The following is a 20,477-nucleotide window of genomic DNA, read 5'->3' on the forward strand; positions in this document are numbered from 1 at the left end:
TCAAGGCATCATACTAAAAATGTAATAATTTTATTACATTTTTATATTTATACACAATTAGTTACTTTTATGAGATTTTTAGCACTATTTACAGCGCTATTTTATATAACAAAAAATATGATACCATTTCGAACAAATAACTGAGGGTACTTTGAATGTTAAGCAAAAAAGTTGGGAAAGTATTACATCTTTTTATATCAAAATCGGGAATATCTCAAAGATTTGAGCAAGAGAAGATAACCTTAGATAAGCTTGGCGTAAATGAAGATAAATTTTATACCAAAAACCCTCAAAGATCAGTTTTAATCTCTTCAATAGACAGTTACACTCTTCTTAAAAACTATAATATAGAAATCCCTTTTGGCTATTTAGGCGAAAATATCTTGCTTGATTACAATCCTTATGCTCTTGAGGTAGGAACTCTGCTAAAAATCGGAGGCTCTACTTTAGAGATTACTCAGCACTGCACCATCTGTAATCATCTCGCTGTTATAGATGTAAAAATTCCTACTCTCTTAAAAAATGATAGAGGAATTTTTGCAAGAGTTGTTGAAGATGGAGATATAGAAATGGCAGATGAAGTTTATCTCTTAGATGTATAGATAAAAGCTACTTCAAACTCTAGATAATTTAGTGGATAATCTCTTAAGAGTTTTTTGCTCTCTTTATAGTTTAATACTTTTCTAGACCCACTTACACCACTTTTTTTAATATACTTAAAAATATCTCTTGTTGATTCAAATTCTAGTTTATAGTTTTGTACTTCAAAATTTGCATCAAAATATTTTTCTTGAAGCTCTTTAATCTCATTAGCGCTCTTAAGTATTGAGCTAATTGAGGCTGTTTCATTTATGCTCTTAAAAGTTCCAGCTGTAAAAATAGCTAAGGCTATAGGTGCCTTTAGCCCTTTTATCTTACTAAAAATCCTCTCTAAATCATCTGCCCACTGCAGAGCTGATGCTGAGAAAACAAAATCAAAACTACATGTAAGCATATTATCAAAGAGTTCATCTTTGTTAAAGTCCGTATATAGAAGCTCTATTTTTGGAGATTTTGGATGCAACTCTAGCATCCCTTTTGCAAAATCAACTCCACAAAAAAACTCATAATCCCAATCTATTGCGCTAAGAAGTGCTCCGCTTCCACATCCGATGTCTAAAATCTTTTTGGGTTTTGACTCTACATGTAAGAGAAGTTTCTCTATAACTATATTTTGAATAATGTTATAACTTCCATACTCTAGAGCATGTTTGGAAAATTCGGAGCTTATATTCATTTTCTGTTTATAATTAAAGAGAGTATAAATATAAAAAGCACGCACACAACTATTGTTGCACCTGAGGGAAGTGAGAAATAAAACGACAGAGTCATTCCAGCGACTACGCTAAAGAGAGCAATTACAAGAGAGAGCAGAACTGTCTTTAAAAATCCTACTCTAAATTGAAGAGCGGCGATAGTCGGAATAATCATCAGCGCACTGATAAGAAGACTTCCAACAATCCTAATTGAGAGTGCAATAATAATTGCTACAACACTAACAAGTAAAAAATTTAGAAAATTCACTTTTACACCACTTGTTTTTGCAACCTCTTCATCATAAGCGATAAAATAGAATTCTTTTGAGAAAAGCAAAAGAGTGACCAAGGAGATAGCTCCAAAGATGGATATTACAACTATATCTTCACTGCTAACCGAGAGAATCGAGCCAAATAAGTATGAAAACAGAGAGTTATTAAAAGCTCCTCCAAGCGAGACAATTATTATGGCAAGGGAGAGTGAGCCAGAGAGTAAAATAGCAAGAATTGCATCACTGTAAATAGAAAATGCACTTCTTAAGTACTCAATGAGCCAAGCTGAAAAGAGTGCAAAAAGCACAGCCATCCAAAGAGGATTGTACTCCGCTACAAGCCCAATAGCAACTCCCAAAAGAGCTGAATGAGCTAATGTTTCACCAATTAACGAGTAGCGTCTCAACACTATAAAAGTACCACTAATCGAAGCTAAGATAGCAATAATAATCCCCGCTATAAAAGCTCTTTGCATAAAATCATACTCAAACATCTCAAACATCTTAGTGCTCATGCTTATGATTATGAAGCAGATGTGCATCAATTCCATAAAGAGAACTCATCTCTTCACAGCTAAGCGTCTGTTTTGGGTTATTGCAGATAATAGCTTTTTGGTTTATAGTAAAGAGCCTTGCTATATCATCTGCTATTACACCTATATCATGTGTTATAAAAACTATGGTAATCCCATCTTCTTTGTTTAACTTACTCAAAAGCGCATAGAATCTTTTTTGTGAAGCTACATCAACACCTGTGTTTGGCTCATCTAAAATCAATATCTCTGGTTTTGAAGCAAGAGCACGTGCAATCATTACTCGCTGTCTCTGCCCACCAGAGAGAGTTCCTACCATTTTTTCAGCCAAATCTAAAATATCCATCTTCGCCATTGCATCGTGAACTAACTCTTTATCCTCTTTGCTAAGTGGTGAGAAGAGTTTTCTTTGAGAAGTTCTGCCCATATTTACAATATCTAATACACTTGCAGGAAAAGAGCTATCTACATGTGAAGCACGTTGTGGAACATAGCCTATTTTATGCCACTCTTTAAAGTCTGTTAGTTTTTTCCCATAAATTTTTACTTCGCCACTTGTAGGAGTTTCAAGTCCTAAGAGCATTCTTATTAGAGTTGTTTTGCCTCCTCCATTTGGTCCAATTATGGCTATATACTCTGAGGAGAAAATTTCAAAAGAGATATTTGATAGGATTGTCTGCTCTTTTACAACAAAACTCAAATTTTTTATATCAAAAATTGGAACGCTAAATTTCATTTGCACTCAAGAGCGGTAGATATCTTCTCTAAGTTTATTCTCATAATATCTTCATATCCAAGATTTTGTTTCGCTTCATCAGCTGTTATATTGCCAAGAGGTTGAAGAACATCTGCATTTACATTTGCCTCTTTTGCAATAGCTTTTATAGCTTTTTGGCTTGCAAATTTCTCAAAAAAGATAACTTTTACTTTATGCTCTTTTATAAATTTTATCAGCTTTATCATATCTTTTGCGCTCGGTTCTGCTTCTGGTGAGAGCCCGCTTAGGGCTTGCGTGTAAAAATTATATCTATTTGCAAGGTATGAAAAAGCGTTATGATTTACAATAATAGTATCTAGTTTACACTCTTTTAAATTAGCTCTATATGAAGCATCTAAGTTTTGAAGCATTGCTACATAAGTGTCTCCATTTTTTATATATAAATCTCTGTTTTTTGGGAAAAGAGAAATTAGCTCTTTTACTATCTGCTGTGTTGCTAATATCATATTTTGTGGGTCTTGCCAGTAGTGCGGATCAGCTCCATGTTCTGAGTGGTTATGTCCATGTTTATCATGCTCATCATGCAAAAGCTCTCTTAGCTCTACAAAATTGCTGATGTCAAGCGCTCTGTTTTTAAACTCAAAACCTTTTATCCACGGTTCCAACCCAGCACCACTATATAAAACAAGAGCACTTTTTGATATTTTTGCCATCTGTTTTGGAGATGGCTCATAACTATGTGCATCTACTCCAAAAGGCATAATCATAAAGACTTCGGCACTATCTGCTGCAATATTTTTTGCTATATCATAGAGCGAAAATGTACTAGCTGCAATAGTTGGCTTTTGATTTATTTCATCTGCTTGAAGTGGCATTAAGAAGATTACTGCTGAGAATAGTGTTGTTAAAATTGTCTCTCTTAAATTCATAAATATCCCTAAAAATTTTTGAAATTATAGCTTATTTTACAAAAATTAATTTTTTTGGGTATAATTCGCCACTTTTAACATAGGGACAATCCCCTACAAGGATATATAATGACAACTAGTTTTTTACTTATTGTTCAAATAGTTTTAGTTGTAATGCTAGTTATTGCGGTACTTTTACAAAAAAGCTCAAGCATCGGTCTTGGCGCATACAGCGGTTCAAATGAGTCCGTTTTCGGAGCAAAAGGACCTGCTAGTTTTTTAGCAAAAACAACTTTTGCGATAGGCTTTTTATTTGTGATAAATACAATAGCTTTAGGCTACATGTACTCATCGGCTGCTACGGATTCTATTGTTGATAATATTACTCCAAGTACAGACATAGCAGCTCCTTCAGCTACTGTTTCTGTTGTTCCTGCCGTAGAGACTAAGGTTGTAGCTCCAACTCAAGAAGCTGCTCCTGTACAACAGAGCACTCAAGAACAAAACAATACATCTTCTACAAAACAGTAGTTGCCCACAAGGCAACTACAGCCTTGTGAATTCTTTTTTAAAATATTTCTCGCTACAATAACGCCACTATTTTTTACATGACAAAGGAACAATATGCTAAACGAATTATTCAACGAGTGTGAGACAAAAATGAAATCAAGCGTAAATCATATGCTTAGAGACTTCAAAACACTTAGAACAGGAAAGGTTACAACATCTGTTTTGGATAATGTTAAAATTGACTATTATGGAACTTTGACTGCTCTTGATCAAGTTGGCTCTATTTTAGTAGCAGATGCAACTACAATTATTATAAATCCTTGGGAGAAAAATCTTCTAAACATTATTGATAGTGCTATCTCAAAAGCGAATATTGGAGCTACTCCAAACAATGACGGAAGCCAAATCAAACTTTTCTTTCCAGCTATGACAGTTGAGCAGAGACAAGAGTCTGTTAAGCAGATGAAAGGCATGGGAGAACATGCAAAAGTTGCTGTTAGGAATGATAGAAAAAATGCCAACGACAAAATAAAAAAATCTGAAAAAGATAAAGAGATAACAGCGGATGAGTCAAAATCTGCACAAGATAATATACAAAAAATAACTGATAAATATATCTCCGAAATAGACTCTATTTTAAAAACAAAAGAAGCAGAAATACTAAAGGTATAATCAGATGAATGTTAAAAAAATCTACATGGACGCAGACGCTCTTTTAGAGGGACATTTTAAGTTAAGCAGTGGAAATCATTCACAGTTTTATCTTCAATCTGCTAAAGTTTTAGAAGACCCAAAAACAGCCAAACTTTTAGCAGATGCTCTAGCTCTTCAGATAAAAGAGAGCGCTTTAGAGATAGACACGGTTTGTGCTCCTGCACTTGGTGGCTTAATAGCTGGTTTTGCACTAGCTAGCGCACTTGATGTCCGCTCTATTTTTGCTGAGAGAGTTGATGGAGTGATGAATCTTCGCCGTGGTTTTGAGATAAAGAAGGGCGAGAGAGTTCTAATGTGTGAAGACATTATCACAACTGGCGGTTCTGCTATGGAAGCGGCTGAAGTTGTGAAGAGTCTTGGGGGGGAGATTGTAGGTGTGGCAGCACTTGCAAATCGTGGTTTTTGTAAGCGTCAAAACAGTGATGTTACAACAAAACCCAACTGTAAACTTCCTCAAGATATTCCATTTTTTGCACTTGATGATTTTACATTTGAGATGTATGCTCCTGAGGAGTGCCCAATGTGCAAATCAGGAAGCGAAGCTATCAAACCTGGCTCAAGAGGAAACTAAAGAGCATTCTAAAAGGCACATTTTTTGAAACTATTTATACTCTCTCTTCTTTTTGTGATTAATGTTTTAAACTTAAGCGCATCACAAAATCCCATTGATGATGAGACGCTCAAGAAGATGATTGGCAAAATGTTAATTATTGGTTTTGAAGATGAATATATTGATGAAAATAGTAAAATAGTCTCCCTCATCAACCGCTATGAACTTGGCGGTGTTATCCTATTTGACCGCTTTTATAATGATAAAACAAAAATAAAAAATATCAGCTCTGCTAAACAGCTCAAGCAATTAACCCTTAAGCTACAATCTTTTGCAAAAAAACCTCTTTTAATCAGCGTTGATCAAGAGGGTGGACGAGTTGCAAGACTAAAACCAAAGTATGGTTTTGAAGCAACACCTTCAGCTAAAGCTGTCTCACAAAATGATGAGTATATGAGTAAGCATATCTATAACGCTCTAGCTAAAACATTAAGACAAAACGGCATAAATTGTAACTTTGCACCTGTTGTAGATTTAGCGCTAAACCCCAATAACAAAGTAATATATGGTTTAAATCGCTCTTATGGAGCAGCAAGCAGTGAAGTTATAAAGTATGCCAAGATATTTATGGATTCACTTGAAAATGAGGGCGTTGTTAGTGTTTTAAAACATTTTCCAGGACATGGTTCATCACTTGGTGATTCACATGAGGGCTATGTTGATATTAGCAAAACTTGGAGCGAAGCGGAGCTTGAGCCATATAGGGAACTGATAAAATCTAGCAAAGTTCCAATGATTATGAGCGCTCATGTCTATAACTCAAAACTCGATGAAAAATATCCTGCCACTCTTTCATATAATGTAAATACAAAATTATTAAGACAAGAGCTTGGATTTAAGGGTATCTTAGTGAGTGATGATTTACAGATGAAAGCTATTTTATCCCACTATAGCCTAGAAGAAATTGTTGCATTGTCCATAAATTCTGGTGTTGACATGCTGCTTTTTGCAAATCAGTTAACCACACAAGATATTGACGCTCTTGTTGATGTTATATTTCAAGAGATAAAAAATGGCAATATCCCAATGGATAGAATAGAAGAGTCAAATGCAAGAATTGAGCAACTTTATAAAACTTACAAGTTTAAATAATGCAAAGTGCATTTTCATCCCTTGATTGGTTTGTTTTTGGCTTATATTTTTTAATTTTAGCTCTTAGCTCTTTTGTTTTAGGCAAAACCAAAATAAGCTCTTCAAGAGAGTTTTTTCTCTCTCCAAAAGCAGTTCCAATGTATGCCGTAGCACTTTCTGTCCTTGCTACTTCACAATCAGCCGCAACATTTTTGGGCGTGCCTGAGCTCTCTTATAATGGCAATTTTACCTTTATTGGGTTTTACTTCTCAGCTCTTTTAGCAGTAATTTTTATAGCTTATGTTCTTATCCCAAAATATTATGAGATGCGCGCACTCACAGTTTACGAACTCCTAGAGTCAAGATATGGTAAAAGTGCAAAACAGCAAGCTGGTGTTATGTTTTTGATAGGGCGAATACTTGCTAGCGGAGCAAGGCTTTACATTGGTGCTTTAGCTATCTCTATGATTTTATTTAGCGATATCCTTTTTCTACATGTAGCAATTTCGATTGTCATTTTGATGCTTGGAGCGCTTAGCTATACCTACTTTGGAGGTGTCCGTTCAGTTATCTTAAGTGATGTAATTCAATCATTCGTTTACATAAGTGCAGGAGTTGGAGTTGCAATTTATCTCTATCTCTCGTTAGAAAACATTGAAATATTTAAAACACTTAGCGAGGCTGGAAAATTAAAGTTTTTAGATACATCACTTGATGGAAATTTTAACATTGTTGCACTTCTTAGCGGATGGCTTCTTTTAAATATTGCAGCTTTTGGACTTGATCAAGATATGACACAAAGGGTCCTTACATGTAAGAGCAAGGATGAAGCAGCAAAGGCGCTTATCATCTCAATACTCCTTACCATTCCCGTTGTACTTCTATTTCTAACTATCGGCGCATTTCTTTATCTTTTTTATATGCAAAGCAGTGTAACTCAGAGTTTTGATGGCGAAAATATTACAATTTTTATGTACTATATATTAAATGAGATGCCAGATGGGCTTAGAGGCTTGGTTACAGTTGGAGCAATTGCCGCAGCACTCTCAAGTGCAAATTCAGTTTTAGGCGCTATGGCATCTGTTGGTATTGAAGATTTATACAGACCTTGGAAATTAGTGCGTGGTGAAGTAGATGAGGAGCATTTTATAAAAGCTTCAAGAGTAGCTGTGCTTATTTTTGCACTTCTTTTATCATTGATGGCGATGATTAGTTACTTTTGGCAACGCTATAGTGACCTCTCGCTTATTAGCTTCGCACTTGGGGTTATGTCATTTGCTTACACTGGTCTTTTGGGTGTATATTTCTCTGCAATTTTTACTTCACGTGGAAACAGAACAACTGTTCTCTTTGCTCTAATCGGCGGTTTTTTAACTGTTTTAGCGCTTCAACCATATATCTTTGGCGTAACAATAGGCTTTGCCTCTATGATGGTTATAGGTACTCTTGTCTCTTTTTTAATTATGCAACTTGGAGTTAGTCGTGAGTGAGTTTTATATAGGTGTTATGTCTGGGACTAGTCTTGATGGAATCGATTTAGCTCTTTGTGAGATAGAAGATGATGCTTTTGAGCTTCTTTTATGCGCTTCTTACCCTTTTGATGCAGAGTTAAAGAGCGATATTTTAAATGCTATAAATGCGCAAACAACGCTTAAAAACATTGGCGAAATAGATATTCGTTTAGGCAAAATGTATGCTGATGCGTTAGAGAAATTTATTGAAGAAAATAGCCTTAAGAGAGTTAAAATAAGAGCTATCGGTCTGCATGGGCAAACACTTTGGCATGAGCCAGAGAGCCAAAATCCTTTCTCCATGCAGTTAGGAAATGCCAACATACTAACAGCTAGGCTTGGCATCTGCGTAGTGAGTGATTTTAGGCAAAAAGATATAGCTCTTGGAGGTCAAGGGGCACCATTTACTCCCGCTTTTCATGAATTTTTATTCTCTAAATTAAGTGGGAATGTAGCTGTTTTAAATATTGGTGGAATGGCGAACATTACGCTTCTTAGAGAGATGCTTAGCGGTTATGATACTGGATGCGGAAATGTACTTATGGATTACTGGATTTCTAAATATAACGGCTCCCCATACGACAAAGATGGAGAGTGGGCAAAATCAGGAACTCCAAACAGAGAACTCTTAAGAGAGTTTTTAAAGGAGCCTTACTTTTTAAAGAGTCCCCCAAAGAGTACTGGGCGTGAGCTTTTTGGCGAAAAATGGCTGAAAAAACAGTTGAGTGAATTTGCTAAAAAAAATCAAAACTGCTCATACTTAAAAGCAAGAGATATTCAAGCTACACTCCTTGAGTTGAGTGTTCAAAGTATTGCAAATGAGATAAAAAAAAGTGATACAACTCTGCTAATAGTCTGCGGTGGAGGTATAAACAACCGCTATCTTATGGAACGCTTGCAAGAGGAGCTAGGAGATATAAAGATAGCTTCAAGTGACGAATATGGCGTAAGTAGCGAATTTATGGAGGCTATGGCATTTGCTTGGCTCGCACATGAGAGAATCCATAAAAAATGTGTTAAAATTTCATCTGTTAGCGGAGCGTTAAGAGACTCAATTTTAGGTGCTATTTATGAATAAATTACAAGAGTGGTTAGGTGAAACGTCGTTTAAAAACTACACTATTGAGAGTGCATTGGCTGATGCCAGTTTTAGAAAATATTATCGGCTCAGAAATGGGGACAAAACAGCCATTTTGATGGACTCTTCTTCAGAGAAAAACTCTCTTAAATCTTTTATACATGTAACAACAAAACTGATAAATGCTGATGTTTGTGCACCAAAGATTTTTGAACAAAACCAAGAAGATGGCTTTCTAATCTTAGAAGATTTTGGAACAACACACTACTTAGATATTTTAAATAATCAAAATTATAAAGCATTCTACACAAAAGCAATCAATACAATTTTAAAGATGCAAAAAGCTGATACCTCATCACTTCCTCTTTATGATAAAGATTTCCTTCATTTTGAGATGGATTTGATGCAGGAGTGGTATTTGGAAAAACTCCTAAAATTAAAAATAGGTGAATCTCAAATAAAACTTCTCAAAAAAACCCTAGACTCTATAAGCAGTGTTGTCTTAGAGCAACCTCAAGGAGTTTTTGTACATCGTGATTTTCACTCTAGAAACATTATGCTAAAGAGCGATAAAAAAATCGGAATCATAGATTATCAAGACGCTATGAGTGGCGCTGTTACTTATGACTTAGCATCTCTGCTCAAAGATTGTTATGTTGCTTATGATAGAAAAGAGATAAAAAAGCTAGCCTTAGAGTTTCGTGATAAAAAAGGTATTAAAGTAGATGATGAGACTTTTATAAAGTGGTTTGATTTTATGGGAATGCAGCGACATATAAAAGTACTTGGAGTCTTCTCACGTCTTAGTATTCGTGATAAGAAAAATGGCTATTTAAAAAATATACCACTGACTCTAAAGTACCTCATCGATACAGCACAGAGGTATGAGCAGACAAAAGAGTTTGCTTCATTTTTAAACTCTCTTAAATGAAAGCGATGATTTTAGCTGCAGGACGTGGCGAGAGAATGCGTCCTCTTACAGATAAAATACCAAAACCACTCATTGAAATTCACTCTAAAGCACTTATAGTTTGGCATATAGAAAAGCTCTCCTATCTTGGGTTTAGTGAGATTGTTATAAACATAGCATATCTTGGAGATAAAATCATCTCATTTTTAGGAGATGGCTCTAAATGGGGAGTTAGTCTGCTCTACTCTGATGAGAGAGAAAGCGGAACACTTGAGAGCGCTGGTGGAATCATAAAAGCACTACCTTTGCTGGGAAATGACACTTTTTTAGTTGTAAATGGTGATATTTGGTCTGATTATGAATTTGAGAGCGATTTTGATTTAGGAGATGATTTAGCACATCTTATCTTAGTCCCAAACCCGCAACATAACCATCTTGGAGATTTTGGGCTTGATAAAAATAGAGCCTCAAATAATGCAAATATAAAATATACTTTCTCTGGCATAGGATATTACAGTCCGAAACTCTTTAACACTCTTGAGCTAGCAAAACTCCCTTTAGCACCTATTCTTCGCCAAAATATTGATAAAAACAGGGTAAGTGCCTCTTTGTATGAGGGGAAATGGCATGATATAGGTACGCCACAAAGATTACATACTGCAGAGACTACTTCTGTATAAACTGTCCGCACCCTTTTACTTCAGTGCCTTTGAATGTTTTATATTCTTTGTTACCATCTAAATAGGATTGAAATCTAGCGCACTCCTTGCTTTTTAGACATATCTCGTTGTTACAAGCTTTATCTACTTCCATCTCTACTCCTGCGTTTTGTTTTTTAAAGTCCGCTATTATACTAAAAGTAAAAAAAACAGAGGTTTATATTTCATGAGAAAACTATTTTTTATCCTTATACTTCCCTTTCTTCTTCTTGCAAAGAGTGATAACTGTACATTTAAAAACAGTGATTATGAAGATATTTGCAAAAAAGCTGTAAATAACGGTGTGTCTTATGAGTATGCAAATAATTTTCTACTCTCATACTTTAAAACAAAAAAATTTGATGAAGTAAGCTACAAATACTTACAACCACAATACATTGCACAACATAAAAAAAATGAGAAAAAGGCAAATAATACACTTGTAAAATATGTCTCTGAAATGGTTGTGCATCTAAGAGAGTATAAGGAAGTGTATGATTTTGTAGAAAAAGAGTATGGGGTAAACCGCGAAATAATTACTGCTATTTTAATCAAAGAGACAAGACTTGGAAAAATCAAACCCTCTCATGACGCTTTTATCGTCTTTAACACTTTAGTTTTAAGAGTAAAGCCAAATTCACAAAGAGAAAAATGGCTCTTAGAGATGGGAAAAACAAACATGATATCTATTATTATTCACTGCTATAAAAGAGGCGTTGCACCCCTAGAGTGCAATCTTCCAAGCTCTTATGCTGGAGCTATTGGGATTCCACAATTTATGCCAAATAGTTTTGTCTATGCAAAAGGGTATAAAACAGAGATTGGGGATTTGACAAAAATGGAGGATTCTATCGTATCTGTTGCAAATTTTTTAAATCAAAAAGCAGAGTTTACGTCTCTCTTAGATTGGAATAAAGTTCCAGACATAGTTTCAATAGAGTCTAAATGGTACGATTTTGAGTTTGAAAATAGTGATGCCTCATTTGTATATGCAAGCAATAAGAAAGGGGATAAGCTCTACAAATGTTTTACATGTGATAATGAAGAGCTTGACTACTTAAGAGATTACACAAAAAAAATCATGAGCTACAACAACTCATCAAATTATGCCATCGGGGTAATGCGTTTAGCTTATGAAGCACAGCGAGAGCTACTGCTTAGTAAAAACCAATAGCTCTTAGTGGTGGTTACTTTTTCTTAAGAAAAATTCTACACCAACCCTCTGGGCTAACTACCCCCTCGACCATCTTACACTCGCTACTCTCTGCAAGGAAATAGACACAATCGACACATTTCTTTCCATCTAGTGGCGTATCTTGATACTTAAATGTCGCTTTTGGCACTTTTGCATAAAGAGGGGTTGTACTCCATGTTACTAAACCCAGCATTGCCATGTACTTTAAAAAAACTCTTCGTGATGAAACTTTCATAACACTCTCCTTTGTAAAGCAATTAAAACTAAAAGATAATATTCCTATTGCTCTTAAGAAATAATAATTTTTTATATTTAGCTAAATGCTAAAAGATTTGCACAATCAGTGTATGAGATTGTTTTGGCTCTATAACTCTGGCATCATCAAATGCATTTGCGGACTCTATACAAACAAAATATTTGTAAGCGTCCTCTTTCATAGCGCTCATCCTTAAGGTTTTTTCTATCCATGGATTCCAGATAACAGCAGAAGATGAGTTTTTGTTTTTTATATTTATCTCTCTATTTTTATCTCTTAACACTATCTTTTCATCAATCTCTTGATAAACTCTATCGACCTCTTCTTCAAAATAGATATTGCCTCCTTGAACCTCTTTTTGCCACGAGAGCGCATCAAGGTATGGTTTTTTATCTAAGCCACTTATAGTAACTTCAGAGATATGTGAAACACTGAAGTATGTGTGAAGAGCTTGAGATATTTTAAAAGCCTTATCATCCAAGTTTGTAGTTTTTAACTCCATCTTTAACTCTTTGGAAATTGTGATTTGAAGCTCTAAGAGAAACTTATAGTTCCAAATTTTGAGTGTTTGTTCACTGTTAGTTAGTCTAAAGAGAAGAGTAGTTTTACTCTCATTTACCTCATTAGCACCTACAAACTCCCACATACTAGTTCTTGCAAAACCATGTTGTGGTAAATTTTTATCCTCATTAAATCCAAACCATGGCCAACACACAGGAACACCACCGCGAATTGCCCGACCTTGTTCAAAATCGCTAATTTCGCTAAGCCATAAAATAGCCTCTTCTCCAACTCTTTGATACTCAAAGATATGTGCACCTTGAAGTGCTATTTTTGCTTTTGCAGAGCTGTTTTGAATCTCTATGTACTCAAACCCGTTTGGGAACTCTCTAACTCTTATCACTGTTTTTCCAAGATGAAATTTTGTGCCCTGCGACAGCGTAATAAAGTATAAAGGCATAAGAGACTATGCCAAGGAGATATGCTGTTTGCATGCTTGAGACCAGCTGAGCAATTTTGCCAAAAAGAAGCGGAAGAAGCGCTCCTCCCGCTATTGACATAATAAGCAGTGCGCTCCCTTTTGGGGTATGTTTGCCAAGCCCATTAAGCGCTAATGGCCAGATACTCGGCCATACGAGAGCATTTGCAAAACCTAAAAGTGCAACAAATGTTATAGTATCTGGAAGAGTTCTAACACCACTCCATCCCCATAAAATCTCAGATAAGAGATGAGAGGTTGATAAGGAAAATACAACACCGAGTAAAAACAAAATACCAAAGAGTGCAGAGCCTATAAGTGCGTTTTTTTGTGAGAGATATCTAGGTATAAAAACAATTCCAGCTATATATCCAAGCACCATAAAAAACATGGTAAAAGAGGTAAGAGTGCTATAACTCTCAACTCCAATACTTTGCGCATAAAGAGCTATTGTATCTCCCGCAATGACTTCTATGCCGACATAAAAAAAGAGGGCAATTGCGCCTAAGATAAGGCGTGGAAATTCAAATATAGAGCTTTTTTCACTATTTGATTTATCATCTTTTATTGTGAGACTCTCTAGTGATGAGAACTTGATAAGAACGATAAGCGCTACCAATATAAGCGCCATAACAATATATGGAACTATAAGTTTTTGAGCAAGTATCTCCCTTGAGGCTTCGCTCATCACATCTTGTTCACCAACATCCAAAAAGAGCAAAGCGCTAAATACGATAGGTGCCAAAACTCCAGCACCTTTGTTTATGATTCCCATTATGCTTATTCGCATAGCCGCACTCTCTACTGGACCCAGATAAACGATATATGGATTTGAAGCGCTTTGAAGGATTGTAAGTCCTGTTCCTAATGTAAAGAGTGCAATCAAGAAGATAATAAACTCAGCACTTTGTGCTGCTGGTATAAAAAGAAGTGCGCCGATAGCCATCACTCCAAGTCCTAAAGCCATACCATCTTTGTAGCCAGTTTTTTCCAAAACATACGCCATAGGAAGAGCCATAACAGTATATGAGATATAAAAAGCAAAGGTTACAAACAGTGCTTCAAACTCATTGAGCTCACATACTATTTTTAAAAATGGGATTAAAGAGCCATTTAACCATGTTACAAAACCAAAGATAAAGAAGAGAGTGCCCATGATAAACATAGGAATGAATGAACTTTTAGCGGGCATTTTTTAGGCTATCAAGATAGTGCGCAACAGCGTCTTCATCATTTGTGTGTTCTAGCACAATCTTTGCTAATTTTTTTACACCATCTTGTGCATTTGCGACTGCAACAGAAGTTCCAGCTATCTCAAACATTCCTATATCGTTAAAATTATCACCAAAAACTGTTAATTTATTTAAGTCAAAACCTAGATGTTGGCTCACACTTCTTATCCCATGAGACTTATCTGCATCTTTATGTAAGAGAGTTAAAAAATAGCACCCAACATAGGCTTCTGGAGCCAGTATGTACTTAAACATATTGCCAAAGGTTGCTTCTAAATGTTTTGCTAACTCTCTAAGAAGTACCTCTTCTCCAAAATAGACGATTTTAAAGTTATCATCCATCGTTCTGATATCTCTGCACTCTACTAAGTTATCATCGCCTTTATATCTTGATAGTACACTCTTTTGATGCTCATTTAGAATGCTTGAGTATAAAAATGCTTCATTTAAATTTTTATCTCTAAGTGAGAGAACAAAAGGGTATATCCCAAACTTTGCACCCTCATCTATGATGGCATCTCCTGCGTCTTTTGCTATAAATTTTGAATCTATTATTTTTTTATCTACAGTTGCAATTAGTGCGCCATCAAGGAGTATCATCGGAGCATTTATCTCTACATCACGTAAAAACTGTACTGTTTTTTTATATGTTCTAGCCGTTGCTATGGTTGCGATAGAGCCTTGCGCCATATCGTTCCATCTACTTTTTGTAAAATCACTTATAGACAAATCAGTTCGTAAAAAAGTGTGGTCCAAATCTGTAATATATATATTTTTCATATTTTAAAATTTCAGTTTACATGTAGTCATTTTTTCAACAAGCAGTCTTGCAACCTCAACTTTATCATCTACCATAGAGGTTATCTCTAAATCTTCAAGGTTGTTTTTGTCCTCTAGCGTGGAGATTTTTACTATTAGATTTACATGTTTTGTATGCTTTAGCACTGCCTCACAAATAGCTCTTTTTTTCTCCATATTATCCAGCGTAACTATAACAGCCGCGGAACTCTCTGCATGCAGTGCCTCAAGAAGAGATAATTTTGACATATCTCCAAGATATGCCTCTTTTTTATCAGCTATAGCCTCTTGAACATGTTTTGGATTATTGTCAATTATGACATAGTGTGCGTCTATCTTATCAAGGTAGTGTGCTACAAATTTTCCTGTAATACTGTATCCGCACACTATTACATGATTTTGTCTTGATGTAAAGGCAGAAGTTTTAAGTCCTAAATACTCATAATTTGTTAGATAGCTTACAAATCTGTTTATTTTTGAGATAAAAAATGGAGTAATTACCATTGAAAATATAACTATAAGAATAAAAAGAGACTCTAGTTCTTTGTTTAAAAGTCCATCCACACTTGCAACTGCAAAAATCACAAAAGAGAACTCTCCAACTTGAGAGATAGCAAGTGCTGTTTTTAGGGAGCGTGAATGTGAAGATGTAAGACGAAGGATAAGATAGGTAACAGTTGTTTTTAAAATCATAACAAGTGCGAACAGACCTGCTATTACCAAGAAATTATCTATAAAGAAAAAGATATCAATCTTCATCCCCACAACAATAAAAAAAGTACCAAGTAAAATATCTTTAAAAGGCGCTATATCTGATTCTACTTTGTGGTGGTACTTTGTCTCAGCTATAATCATACCCGCAACAAAAGCCCCAAGAGAGTATGTAAAACCCATATATGAAGCTAAAAGAGCCGCACTTACAACTATAAAAAGAACCGAACCCATAAAAAGCTCATCTACCTCACTTGAAGCTGAGAAGTGCAGAAGCCATGTCATAGCTCTTTTACCAACTATAAACATAAGCCCAATAACTAGTACAGCACTTATAAAAGTGTCTCTTAAGATTATAAGCACACTCTGATCTGCATTGCTTGTTAAGAAACTTAAAAGAATCAAGATAGGAATAACGGCAATATCTTGAAAAATAAGTATCCCTGTTGCTTGTTGTCCGTATGGACTATGAATCTCTTTTGAACTCTTTAGATAGCTAAGAACAACAGCGGTAGAAGAGAGAGCAAACGCTAAAGATAAGATAAGTGCAGAGATTGAATCTAATGCAAAAAAATAGTGACTAACCGCATAAACTATAAGCGCTGTAAAAGTAACCTGCATAAAACCGTTGAAAAATATCTCTTTTTTCATACTGTACATTCTTGCAAGAGAGATCTCAAGCCCTATTGTAAACATCAAAAACACTATACCAAATTCACCAATATGTTCAAGAATAGAAGAGTCACTCATTTGTCGCAAATCAAATGCATATACAATAATTGTACCAGTAAAGATATATCCAATTATCTGTGAGATGCCTAAGCGTTTTAAAAAAAGATTGAGTATTGTTGAGACACCTAGTGCCATAACTATATATAAAAGTGTTGAATCCATGAAAATCTTTCAGCTATTTTTTTATGGTTTTTATCTGCACCACAATGAGGAGAAAATTATAGCAAAATAACCTTTTGGCTCGGATGGATATATTCTTAATTTTAAGAGACTCTATACTATAATTGCCACTTTAATTGACATTTTGGAGCTATTTTATGACTAAATATATTTTTGTAACTGGTGGTGTTTTAAGTTCTCTTGGAAAAGGAATTACAGCAGCAAGTATTGGTACTCTGCTTAAACACTCAGGCATACAAGTAGGTATGTTAAAAATAGATCCATATATAAATGTCGATCCTGGAACTATGAGCCCATTAGAACATGGTGAAGTTTTTGTTACAAAAGATGGTGCGGAGACAGACTTAGACATTGGAAACTATGAGAGATTTTTAGATACTTCATACTTAAAATCAAGCAACTTCACGACAGGTCAGGTCTATTCAGCAGTTATTGAGAGAGAGCGTGCTGGAGGATATTTGGGGCAGACTATTCAAGTTATTCCTCATATCGTTGGCGAGATTGTAAAGCGTATAAAAGAGGCTGGAGAGGGTCATGATATACTTATAGTAGAACTTGGCGGGACTGTTGGAGATATTGAAGGACTTCCTTTTATGGAGGCAATTCGCCAGATGAAACATGATGATGAAGTTGAGGGAACTTTCTTTGTGCATGTAACGCTTATCCCTTTCATTAAAGCAGCTGGAGAGCTAAAGAGTAAGCCTACACAGCACTCTGTTCAAGAGCTTCGCCGTATCGGTATAACTCCGCAAATGATAATTGCAAGAAGCGAAAACGCACTTCCTAAAACATTTAAGAAAAAACTGGCAATGAGTTGTGATGTATCTTCAGATAGCGTAATAGAAGCGCTTGATGCTGCTAGTATCTACGATGTTCCTATCTCTTTTTTAAGACAAAATATATTAAAACCTATCTCAAAAGAACTCTCTCTTGGCGAACTAAATCCAAATATGGAAAAATGGGACTCTTTAGTGAAGAAAATTGTTCAACCACAAAACCGCATCGTTCTTGGTTTTGTAGGAAAATATCTTGAACTAAAAGAGGCTTATAAATCTCTAACTGAAGCTCTTATTCATGCAGGAGCGCATCTTGATACACGTGTTGATATTCACTGGGTTGATAGCGAGAAGATAGAGGAGAGAGGAGCGGAAGCACTTCTGGGCGACTGTGACTCTGTTTTAGTTGCTGGCGGATTTGGAAATCGTGGTGTTGAGGGCAAAATCAAAGCTATAGAGTATGCAAGAGTAAATAAAATTCCATATCTTGGTATCTGCCTTGGAATGCAACTTACACTTGTAGAGTATGCTAGAAATGTGCTTGGTTATGAGGGTGCAAACTCTATTGAGTTTGATGAGAATACTCCATATCCAATGATTTATCTCATAGATAACTTTCTTGATCAAAGTGGAAATACACAACTCCGTACTCACAAATCTCCAATGGGAGGAACGCTTCGTCTTGGGGAGTATCCATGTGATACATTAGAGGGCTCTATCATACGAAAAGCGTACCATGGAGAGAAGACTATACATGAGAGACATCGTCATAGATATGAGGCAAACCCAACTTACCGCAAAGCTCTTGAAGATGCTGGAATGATTGTAACTGGCGAATCAAACGGGCTTATTGAAGCAGTTGAGATAAAAGACCATCCATGGTTTCTAGGTGTTCAGTTTCACCCAGAGTTTACATCAAGACTGCAAACTCCAAATCCTTCAATCCTTGCATTTGTTGAAGCAACATTAGCTATATCTCAAGAAGAGTAGTACATTTTTAAAATGTCTCTTTTTCTAAAGAAACTTCGTTTTGATGATATTCCTACTCTTAGCAAAAGCTCTATCTTTGAACTTCTTAGCCAAAGATTTCAGAGCCAAGAGAAGAAGCTATCTCACATCCCAGACCCATCTCTTTTACATGACGCACCAAAGGCTGCAAAAAAAATAGCAGACGCCATAAGAGAGAATAAAAAAATCACTCTTGTTGGAGATTATGATGTAGATGGTGTGAGTGCCACTGCTATTATGGTTGATTTTTTTAGACAAATTCCTTATCCGCTTGAAGCTGTTATACCAAATCGTTTCAGTGATGGATATGGCGTTAGTCCTCATCTTTTAGAGCGCATAGATACGGACCTTATCATCACGGTAGATAATGGTATAACGGCCCTAGAAGCAGCGGAGATTTGTGCGCAAAGGGGCATAGAACTAATTATTACAGACCATCATACACCGCTTACCACTCTGCCTCACGCCTATGCAATCATAAACCCAAAACTCTCTGCATGTAGCTACCCATTTCAGGAGATATGCGGCGCACAAGTTGCATGGCTGCTTTTAGCTCTTCTGAAAAAAGAGTTGAATCTGAATATAGACATGAGAAGTTTTTTGGACATACTCTGCATCGCTATCATCGCAGACATAATGCCTCTAACTGACATAAACAGACCTCTTGTAAAAGATGGGCTAAAGGTTTTAATGAGCTCAAATAGAGCCTCTTGTGTTATTATAAGAGATTTTTTAAATAAAAAAAATATCTCCTCTGAAGATATAGCTTTTCAAATAGCTCCTAGAATAAACTCAGCAGGAAGATTAGAAGATGCTTCAATAGCCCTAGAGTTTCTCACAGCGCAAACCCTAAACAAAGCTTACATGCAGTTTGAGATTTTAAACTCTCTTAATGAATCAAGGCGTGAACTTGAAGCAGAGGCAACAAAAGAGGCTCTAAGTATTGCAAATGGCAATGATAAAGTTATTGTTGTCGCAAAAGAGGAGTGGCACGAGGGAGTTGTTGGAATTGTAGCGGCTAGAGTTGCTGAGCATTATACAAGACCAACGATTGTTTTAACTCTTGAAAATGGAGTGGCAAAAGGGAGTGCTAGAAGTGTAGGAAATGTAAATATCCACAAACTAATAGAAGAAAATTCTCATTTTTTAAGAAAGTTTGGCGGACACAAGATGGCGGCAGGTTTGACTCTTAATGAAAAAGATATAGATGCCTTTAGAGTTGCCATAAATGAGAGTGCTTCAAAGCTTAGCCTTGATGATTTTTTATCACTTGATGAGGTTATAGGAGTAGTCCCAAGCAATCAAATAGACCTAGAATTACTAGCACTCCTTGAGAGTTTTGAACCTTATGGCGAAGCAAATAAACGTCCGCTTTTCTTGATAAGAGACGCTTCAATCCTAGAAGTTAAAACTTTTGGAAAAGATAGCTCCCATTCTAAAGTCAAAATTATGCAAAGTAATGAAGAATCTTCTATATTGGAACTGATACAATTTAAAAAAATCTTAAACTTATCAACTGCAGATAAGCTTACATGTAGTTATAGAGTTGTTAAAAATGAATTTAATTCTAAAATATCTGCACAACTGATCATAGATAAAATCTATTAATCAATTATATTAAAGCTGTTGCGTTAGAAAAAATTGCATTTTTCTGATATTTGCACAGCTTATTATAAATAAAATGAATAATTATTAATCTGAAATATTAAGTAAAAAAATGATACATAATCTGGTTTTATGGAGCTAATCGTACACAAACAAAGCATTTTTAAAACTTTCTTA

At 35.6% G+C, this 20,477-nt stretch carries 22 protein-coding genes; 12 read left to right on the forward strand and 10 right to left on the reverse strand.

The window, feature by feature from the left end; translation table 11 throughout:
* Window positions 1-155 precede the first annotated feature (155 nt).
* Window positions 156-602 carry an MOSC domain-containing protein gene (locus tag SUDEN_RS10715; RefSeq protein ID WP_011373675.1) on the forward strand — a complete coding sequence of 149 codons (447 nt, stop codon included), beginning with the start codon at window positions 156-158 and terminating at the stop codon, window positions 600-602.
* Here the strand turns inward: SUDEN_RS10715 and SUDEN_RS10720 are convergent.
* From SUDEN_RS10720 to SUDEN_RS10735, 4 genes are read right to left on the reverse strand one after another with little or no spacing between them, the layout of a single operon-like run.
* Window positions 584-1,276, reverse strand: a complete 693-nt coding sequence (locus SUDEN_RS10720) for a methyltransferase domain-containing protein (protein WP_011373676.1) — start codon at window positions 1,274-1,276, stop codon at window positions 584-586. The genes SUDEN_RS10715 and SUDEN_RS10720 overlap by 19 nt on opposite strands.
* A complete protein-coding gene (locus SUDEN_RS10725) occupies window positions 1,273-2,070 on the reverse strand; it encodes a metal ABC transporter permease (protein ID WP_011373677.1) in 798 nt (265 codons plus the stop codon). Before SUDEN_RS10725 ends, SUDEN_RS10720 begins: the two co-directional genes overlap by 4 nt.
* Window position 2,071: 1 nt before the next feature.
* A complete protein-coding gene (locus SUDEN_RS10730) occupies window positions 2,072-2,836 on the reverse strand; it encodes a metal ABC transporter ATP-binding protein (protein WP_011373678.1) in 765 nt (254 codons plus the stop codon).
* On the reverse strand, window positions 2,833-3,747 hold the full coding sequence (locus SUDEN_RS10735; protein ID WP_011373679.1) for a metal ABC transporter substrate-binding protein: 915 nt from the start codon (window positions 3,745-3,747) through the stop codon (window positions 2,833-2,835). Before SUDEN_RS10735 ends, SUDEN_RS10730 begins: the two co-directional genes overlap by 4 nt.
* 108 nt (window positions 3,748-3,855) lie before the next feature.
* Here SUDEN_RS10735 and secG point away from each other — a divergent pair, with 108 nt between their 5' ends.
* The 8 genes from secG (at window position 3,856) to murU (ending at window position 10,810) form a co-directional block, all read left to right on the forward strand.
* Window positions 3,856-4,257 carry a preprotein translocase subunit SecG gene (secG, locus tag SUDEN_RS10740; RefSeq protein WP_011373680.1) on the forward strand — a complete coding sequence of 134 codons (402 nt, stop codon included), beginning with the start codon at window positions 3,856-3,858 and terminating at the stop codon, window positions 4,255-4,257.
* Window positions 4,258-4,350: 93 nt separating this feature from the next.
* Window positions 4,351-4,908: a ribosome recycling factor gene (gene frr / locus SUDEN_RS10745; RefSeq protein ID WP_011373681.1), complete on the forward strand. Its 558-nt coding sequence runs from the start codon at window positions 4,351-4,353 to the stop codon at window positions 4,906-4,908.
* Between the two features lie 4 nt (window positions 4,909-4,912).
* Window positions 4,913-5,521 carry an orotate phosphoribosyltransferase gene (gene pyrE / locus SUDEN_RS10750; RefSeq protein WP_011373682.1) on the forward strand — a complete coding sequence of 203 codons (609 nt, stop codon included), beginning with the start codon at window positions 4,913-4,915 and terminating at the stop codon, window positions 5,519-5,521.
* 24 nt (window positions 5,522-5,545) lie between these two features.
* Complete coding sequence (locus tag SUDEN_RS10755) at window positions 5,546-6,652, forward strand: glycoside hydrolase family 3 N-terminal domain-containing protein (RefSeq protein WP_041672351.1); 1,107 nt, start codon at window positions 5,546-5,548, stop codon at window positions 6,650-6,652.
* Window positions 6,652-8,121 carry a sodium:solute symporter gene (locus SUDEN_RS10760; protein ID WP_011373684.1) on the forward strand — a complete coding sequence of 490 codons (1,470 nt, stop codon included), beginning with the start codon at window positions 6,652-6,654 and terminating at the stop codon, window positions 8,119-8,121. Before SUDEN_RS10755 ends, SUDEN_RS10760 begins: the two co-directional genes overlap by 1 nt.
* Window positions 8,114-9,220 carry an anhydro-N-acetylmuramic acid kinase gene (locus tag SUDEN_RS10765; RefSeq protein ID WP_011373685.1) on the forward strand — a complete coding sequence of 369 codons (1,107 nt, stop codon included), beginning with the start codon at window positions 8,114-8,116 and terminating at the stop codon, window positions 9,218-9,220. The genes SUDEN_RS10760 and SUDEN_RS10765 overlap by 8 nt, the downstream gene beginning before the upstream one ends.
* Window positions 9,213-10,151, forward strand: coding sequence for an aminoglycoside phosphotransferase family protein (locus SUDEN_RS10770; protein WP_011373686.1), 939 nt, complete (start codon window positions 9,213-9,215; stop codon window positions 10,149-10,151). Before SUDEN_RS10765 ends, SUDEN_RS10770 begins: the two co-directional genes overlap by 8 nt.
* A gap of 5 nt (window positions 10,152-10,156) precedes the next feature.
* Window positions 10,157-10,810, forward strand: coding sequence for an N-acetylmuramate alpha-1-phosphate uridylyltransferase MurU (murU, locus tag SUDEN_RS10775; RefSeq protein ID WP_238374813.1), 654 nt, complete (start codon window positions 10,157-10,159; stop codon window positions 10,808-10,810).
* Here murU and SUDEN_RS11380 read toward each other — a convergent pair.
* The gene (locus SUDEN_RS11380) at window positions 10,797-10,943 is read right to left on the reverse strand and encodes a hypothetical protein (RefSeq protein ID WP_169302055.1); all 147 of its coding nucleotides are present in this window, start codon (window positions 10,941-10,943) and stop codon (window positions 10,797-10,799) included. The genes murU and SUDEN_RS11380 overlap by 14 nt on opposite strands.
* A gap of 72 nt (window positions 10,944-11,015) precedes the next feature.
* On the opposite strand from SUDEN_RS11380, the gene SUDEN_RS10780 reads away from it, so the two are divergent.
* Window positions 11,016-12,002, forward strand: a complete 987-nt coding sequence (locus SUDEN_RS10780; protein ID WP_011373688.1) for a lytic murein transglycosylase — start codon at window positions 11,016-11,018, stop codon at window positions 12,000-12,002.
* A 13-nt stretch (window positions 12,003-12,015) separates the two neighbouring features.
* On the opposite strand, the gene SUDEN_RS10785 is transcribed toward SUDEN_RS10780, so the two are convergent.
* The 5 genes from SUDEN_RS10785 to SUDEN_RS10805 all read right to left on the reverse strand — a co-directional run bounded on the left by SUDEN_RS10785 (window position 12,016) and on the right by SUDEN_RS10805 (window position 16,893).
* A complete protein-coding gene (locus SUDEN_RS10785) occupies window positions 12,016-12,258 on the reverse strand; it encodes a hypothetical protein (RefSeq protein WP_011373689.1) in 243 nt (80 codons plus the stop codon).
* An 88-nt stretch (window positions 12,259-12,346) separates the two neighbouring features.
* On the reverse strand, window positions 12,347-13,183 hold the full coding sequence (locus SUDEN_RS10790; protein WP_011373690.1) for a D-hexose-6-phosphate mutarotase: 837 nt from the start codon (window positions 13,181-13,183) through the stop codon (window positions 12,347-12,349).
* Window positions 13,170-14,450, reverse strand: a complete 1,281-nt coding sequence (locus SUDEN_RS10795; RefSeq protein ID WP_011373691.1) for a sugar MFS transporter — start codon at window positions 14,448-14,450, stop codon at window positions 13,170-13,172. Before SUDEN_RS10795 ends, SUDEN_RS10790 begins: the two co-directional genes overlap by 14 nt.
* The gene (locus SUDEN_RS10800) at window positions 14,440-15,270 is read right to left on the reverse strand and encodes an HAD-IIB family hydrolase (RefSeq protein ID WP_011373692.1); all 831 of its coding nucleotides are present in this window, start codon (window positions 15,268-15,270) and stop codon (window positions 14,440-14,442) included. The genes SUDEN_RS10795 and SUDEN_RS10800 overlap by 11 nt, the downstream gene beginning before the upstream one ends.
* A gap of 3 nt (window positions 15,271-15,273) precedes the next feature.
* A complete protein-coding gene (locus tag SUDEN_RS10805; protein ID WP_011373693.1) occupies window positions 15,274-16,893 on the reverse strand; it encodes a cation:proton antiporter in 1,620 nt (539 codons plus the stop codon).
* A gap of 155 nt (window positions 16,894-17,048) precedes the next feature.
* On the opposite strand from SUDEN_RS10805, the gene SUDEN_RS10810 reads away from it, so the two are divergent.
* On the forward strand, window positions 17,049-18,677 hold the full coding sequence (locus SUDEN_RS10810) for a CTP synthase (protein ID WP_011373694.1): 1,629 nt from the start codon (window positions 17,049-17,051) through the stop codon (window positions 18,675-18,677).
* A 12-nt stretch (window positions 18,678-18,689) separates the two neighbouring features.
* Window positions 18,690-20,303 carry a single-stranded-DNA-specific exonuclease RecJ gene (gene recJ, locus SUDEN_RS10815; protein ID WP_011373695.1) on the forward strand — a complete coding sequence of 538 codons (1,614 nt, stop codon included), beginning with the start codon at window positions 18,690-18,692 and terminating at the stop codon, window positions 20,301-20,303.
* The last annotated feature ends 174 nt before the right edge of the window (window positions 20,304-20,477 follow it).

The organism is Sulfurimonas denitrificans DSM 1251 (assembly GCF_000012965.1).
GTDB lineage: Bacteria > Campylobacterota > Campylobacteria > Campylobacterales > Sulfurimonadaceae > Sulfurimonas > Sulfurimonas denitrificans.

Coding starts and splice junctions, on each gene's coding strand:
- SUDEN_RS10715 (WP_011373675.1), top strand. CDS start 156: ATGTTAAGCAAAAAAGTTGGGAAAGTATTACATCTTTTTATATCAAAA.
- SUDEN_RS10720 (WP_011373676.1), bottom strand. CDS start 1,276: ATGAATATAAGCTCCGAATTTTCCAAACATGCTCTAGAGTATGGAAGT.
- SUDEN_RS10725 (WP_011373677.1), bottom strand. CDS start 2,070: ATGTTTGAGATGTTTGAGTATGATTTTATGCAAAGAGCTTTTATAGCG.
- SUDEN_RS10730 (WP_011373678.1), bottom strand. CDS start 2,836: ATGAAATTTAGCGTTCCAATTTTTGATATAAAAAATTTGAGTTTTGTT.
- SUDEN_RS10735 (WP_011373679.1), bottom strand. CDS start 3,747: ATGAATTTAAGAGAGACAATTTTAACAACACTATTCTCAGCAGTAATC.
- secG (WP_011373680.1), top strand. CDS start 3,856: ATGACAACTAGTTTTTTACTTATTGTTCAAATAGTTTTAGTTGTAATG.
- frr (WP_011373681.1), top strand. CDS start 4,351: ATGCTAAACGAATTATTCAACGAGTGTGAGACAAAAATGAAATCAAGC.
- pyrE (WP_011373682.1), top strand. CDS start 4,913: ATGAATGTTAAAAAAATCTACATGGACGCAGACGCTCTTTTAGAGGGA.
- SUDEN_RS10760 (WP_011373684.1), top strand. CDS start 6,652: ATGCAAAGTGCATTTTCATCCCTTGATTGGTTTGTTTTTGGCTTATAT.
- SUDEN_RS10770 (WP_011373686.1), top strand. CDS start 9,213: ATGAATAAATTACAAGAGTGGTTAGGTGAAACGTCGTTTAAAAACTAC.
- murU (WP_238374813.1), top strand. CDS start 10,157: ATGATTTTAGCTGCAGGACGTGGCGAGAGAATGCGTCCTCTTACAGAT.
- SUDEN_RS11380 (WP_169302055.1), bottom strand. CDS start 10,943: ATGGAAGTAGATAAAGCTTGTAACAACGAGATATGTCTAAAAAGCAAG.
- SUDEN_RS10780 (WP_011373688.1), top strand. CDS start 11,016: ATGAGAAAACTATTTTTTATCCTTATACTTCCCTTTCTTCTTCTTGCA.
- SUDEN_RS10785 (WP_011373689.1), bottom strand. CDS start 12,258: ATGAAAGTTTCATCACGAAGAGTTTTTTTAAAGTACATGGCAATGCTG.
- SUDEN_RS10795 (WP_011373691.1), bottom strand. CDS start 14,450: ATGCCCGCTAAAAGTTCATTCATTCCTATGTTTATCATGGGCACTCTC.
- SUDEN_RS10800 (WP_011373692.1), bottom strand. CDS start 15,270: ATGAAAAATATATATATTACAGATTTGGACCACACTTTTTTACGAACT.
- SUDEN_RS10805 (WP_011373693.1), bottom strand. CDS start 16,893: ATGGATTCAACACTTTTATATATAGTTATGGCACTAGGTGTCTCAACA.
- SUDEN_RS10810 (WP_011373694.1), top strand. CDS start 17,049: ATGACTAAATATATTTTTGTAACTGGTGGTGTTTTAAGTTCTCTTGGA.
- recJ (WP_011373695.1), top strand. CDS start 18,690: ATGTCTCTTTTTCTAAAGAAACTTCGTTTTGATGATATTCCTACTCTT.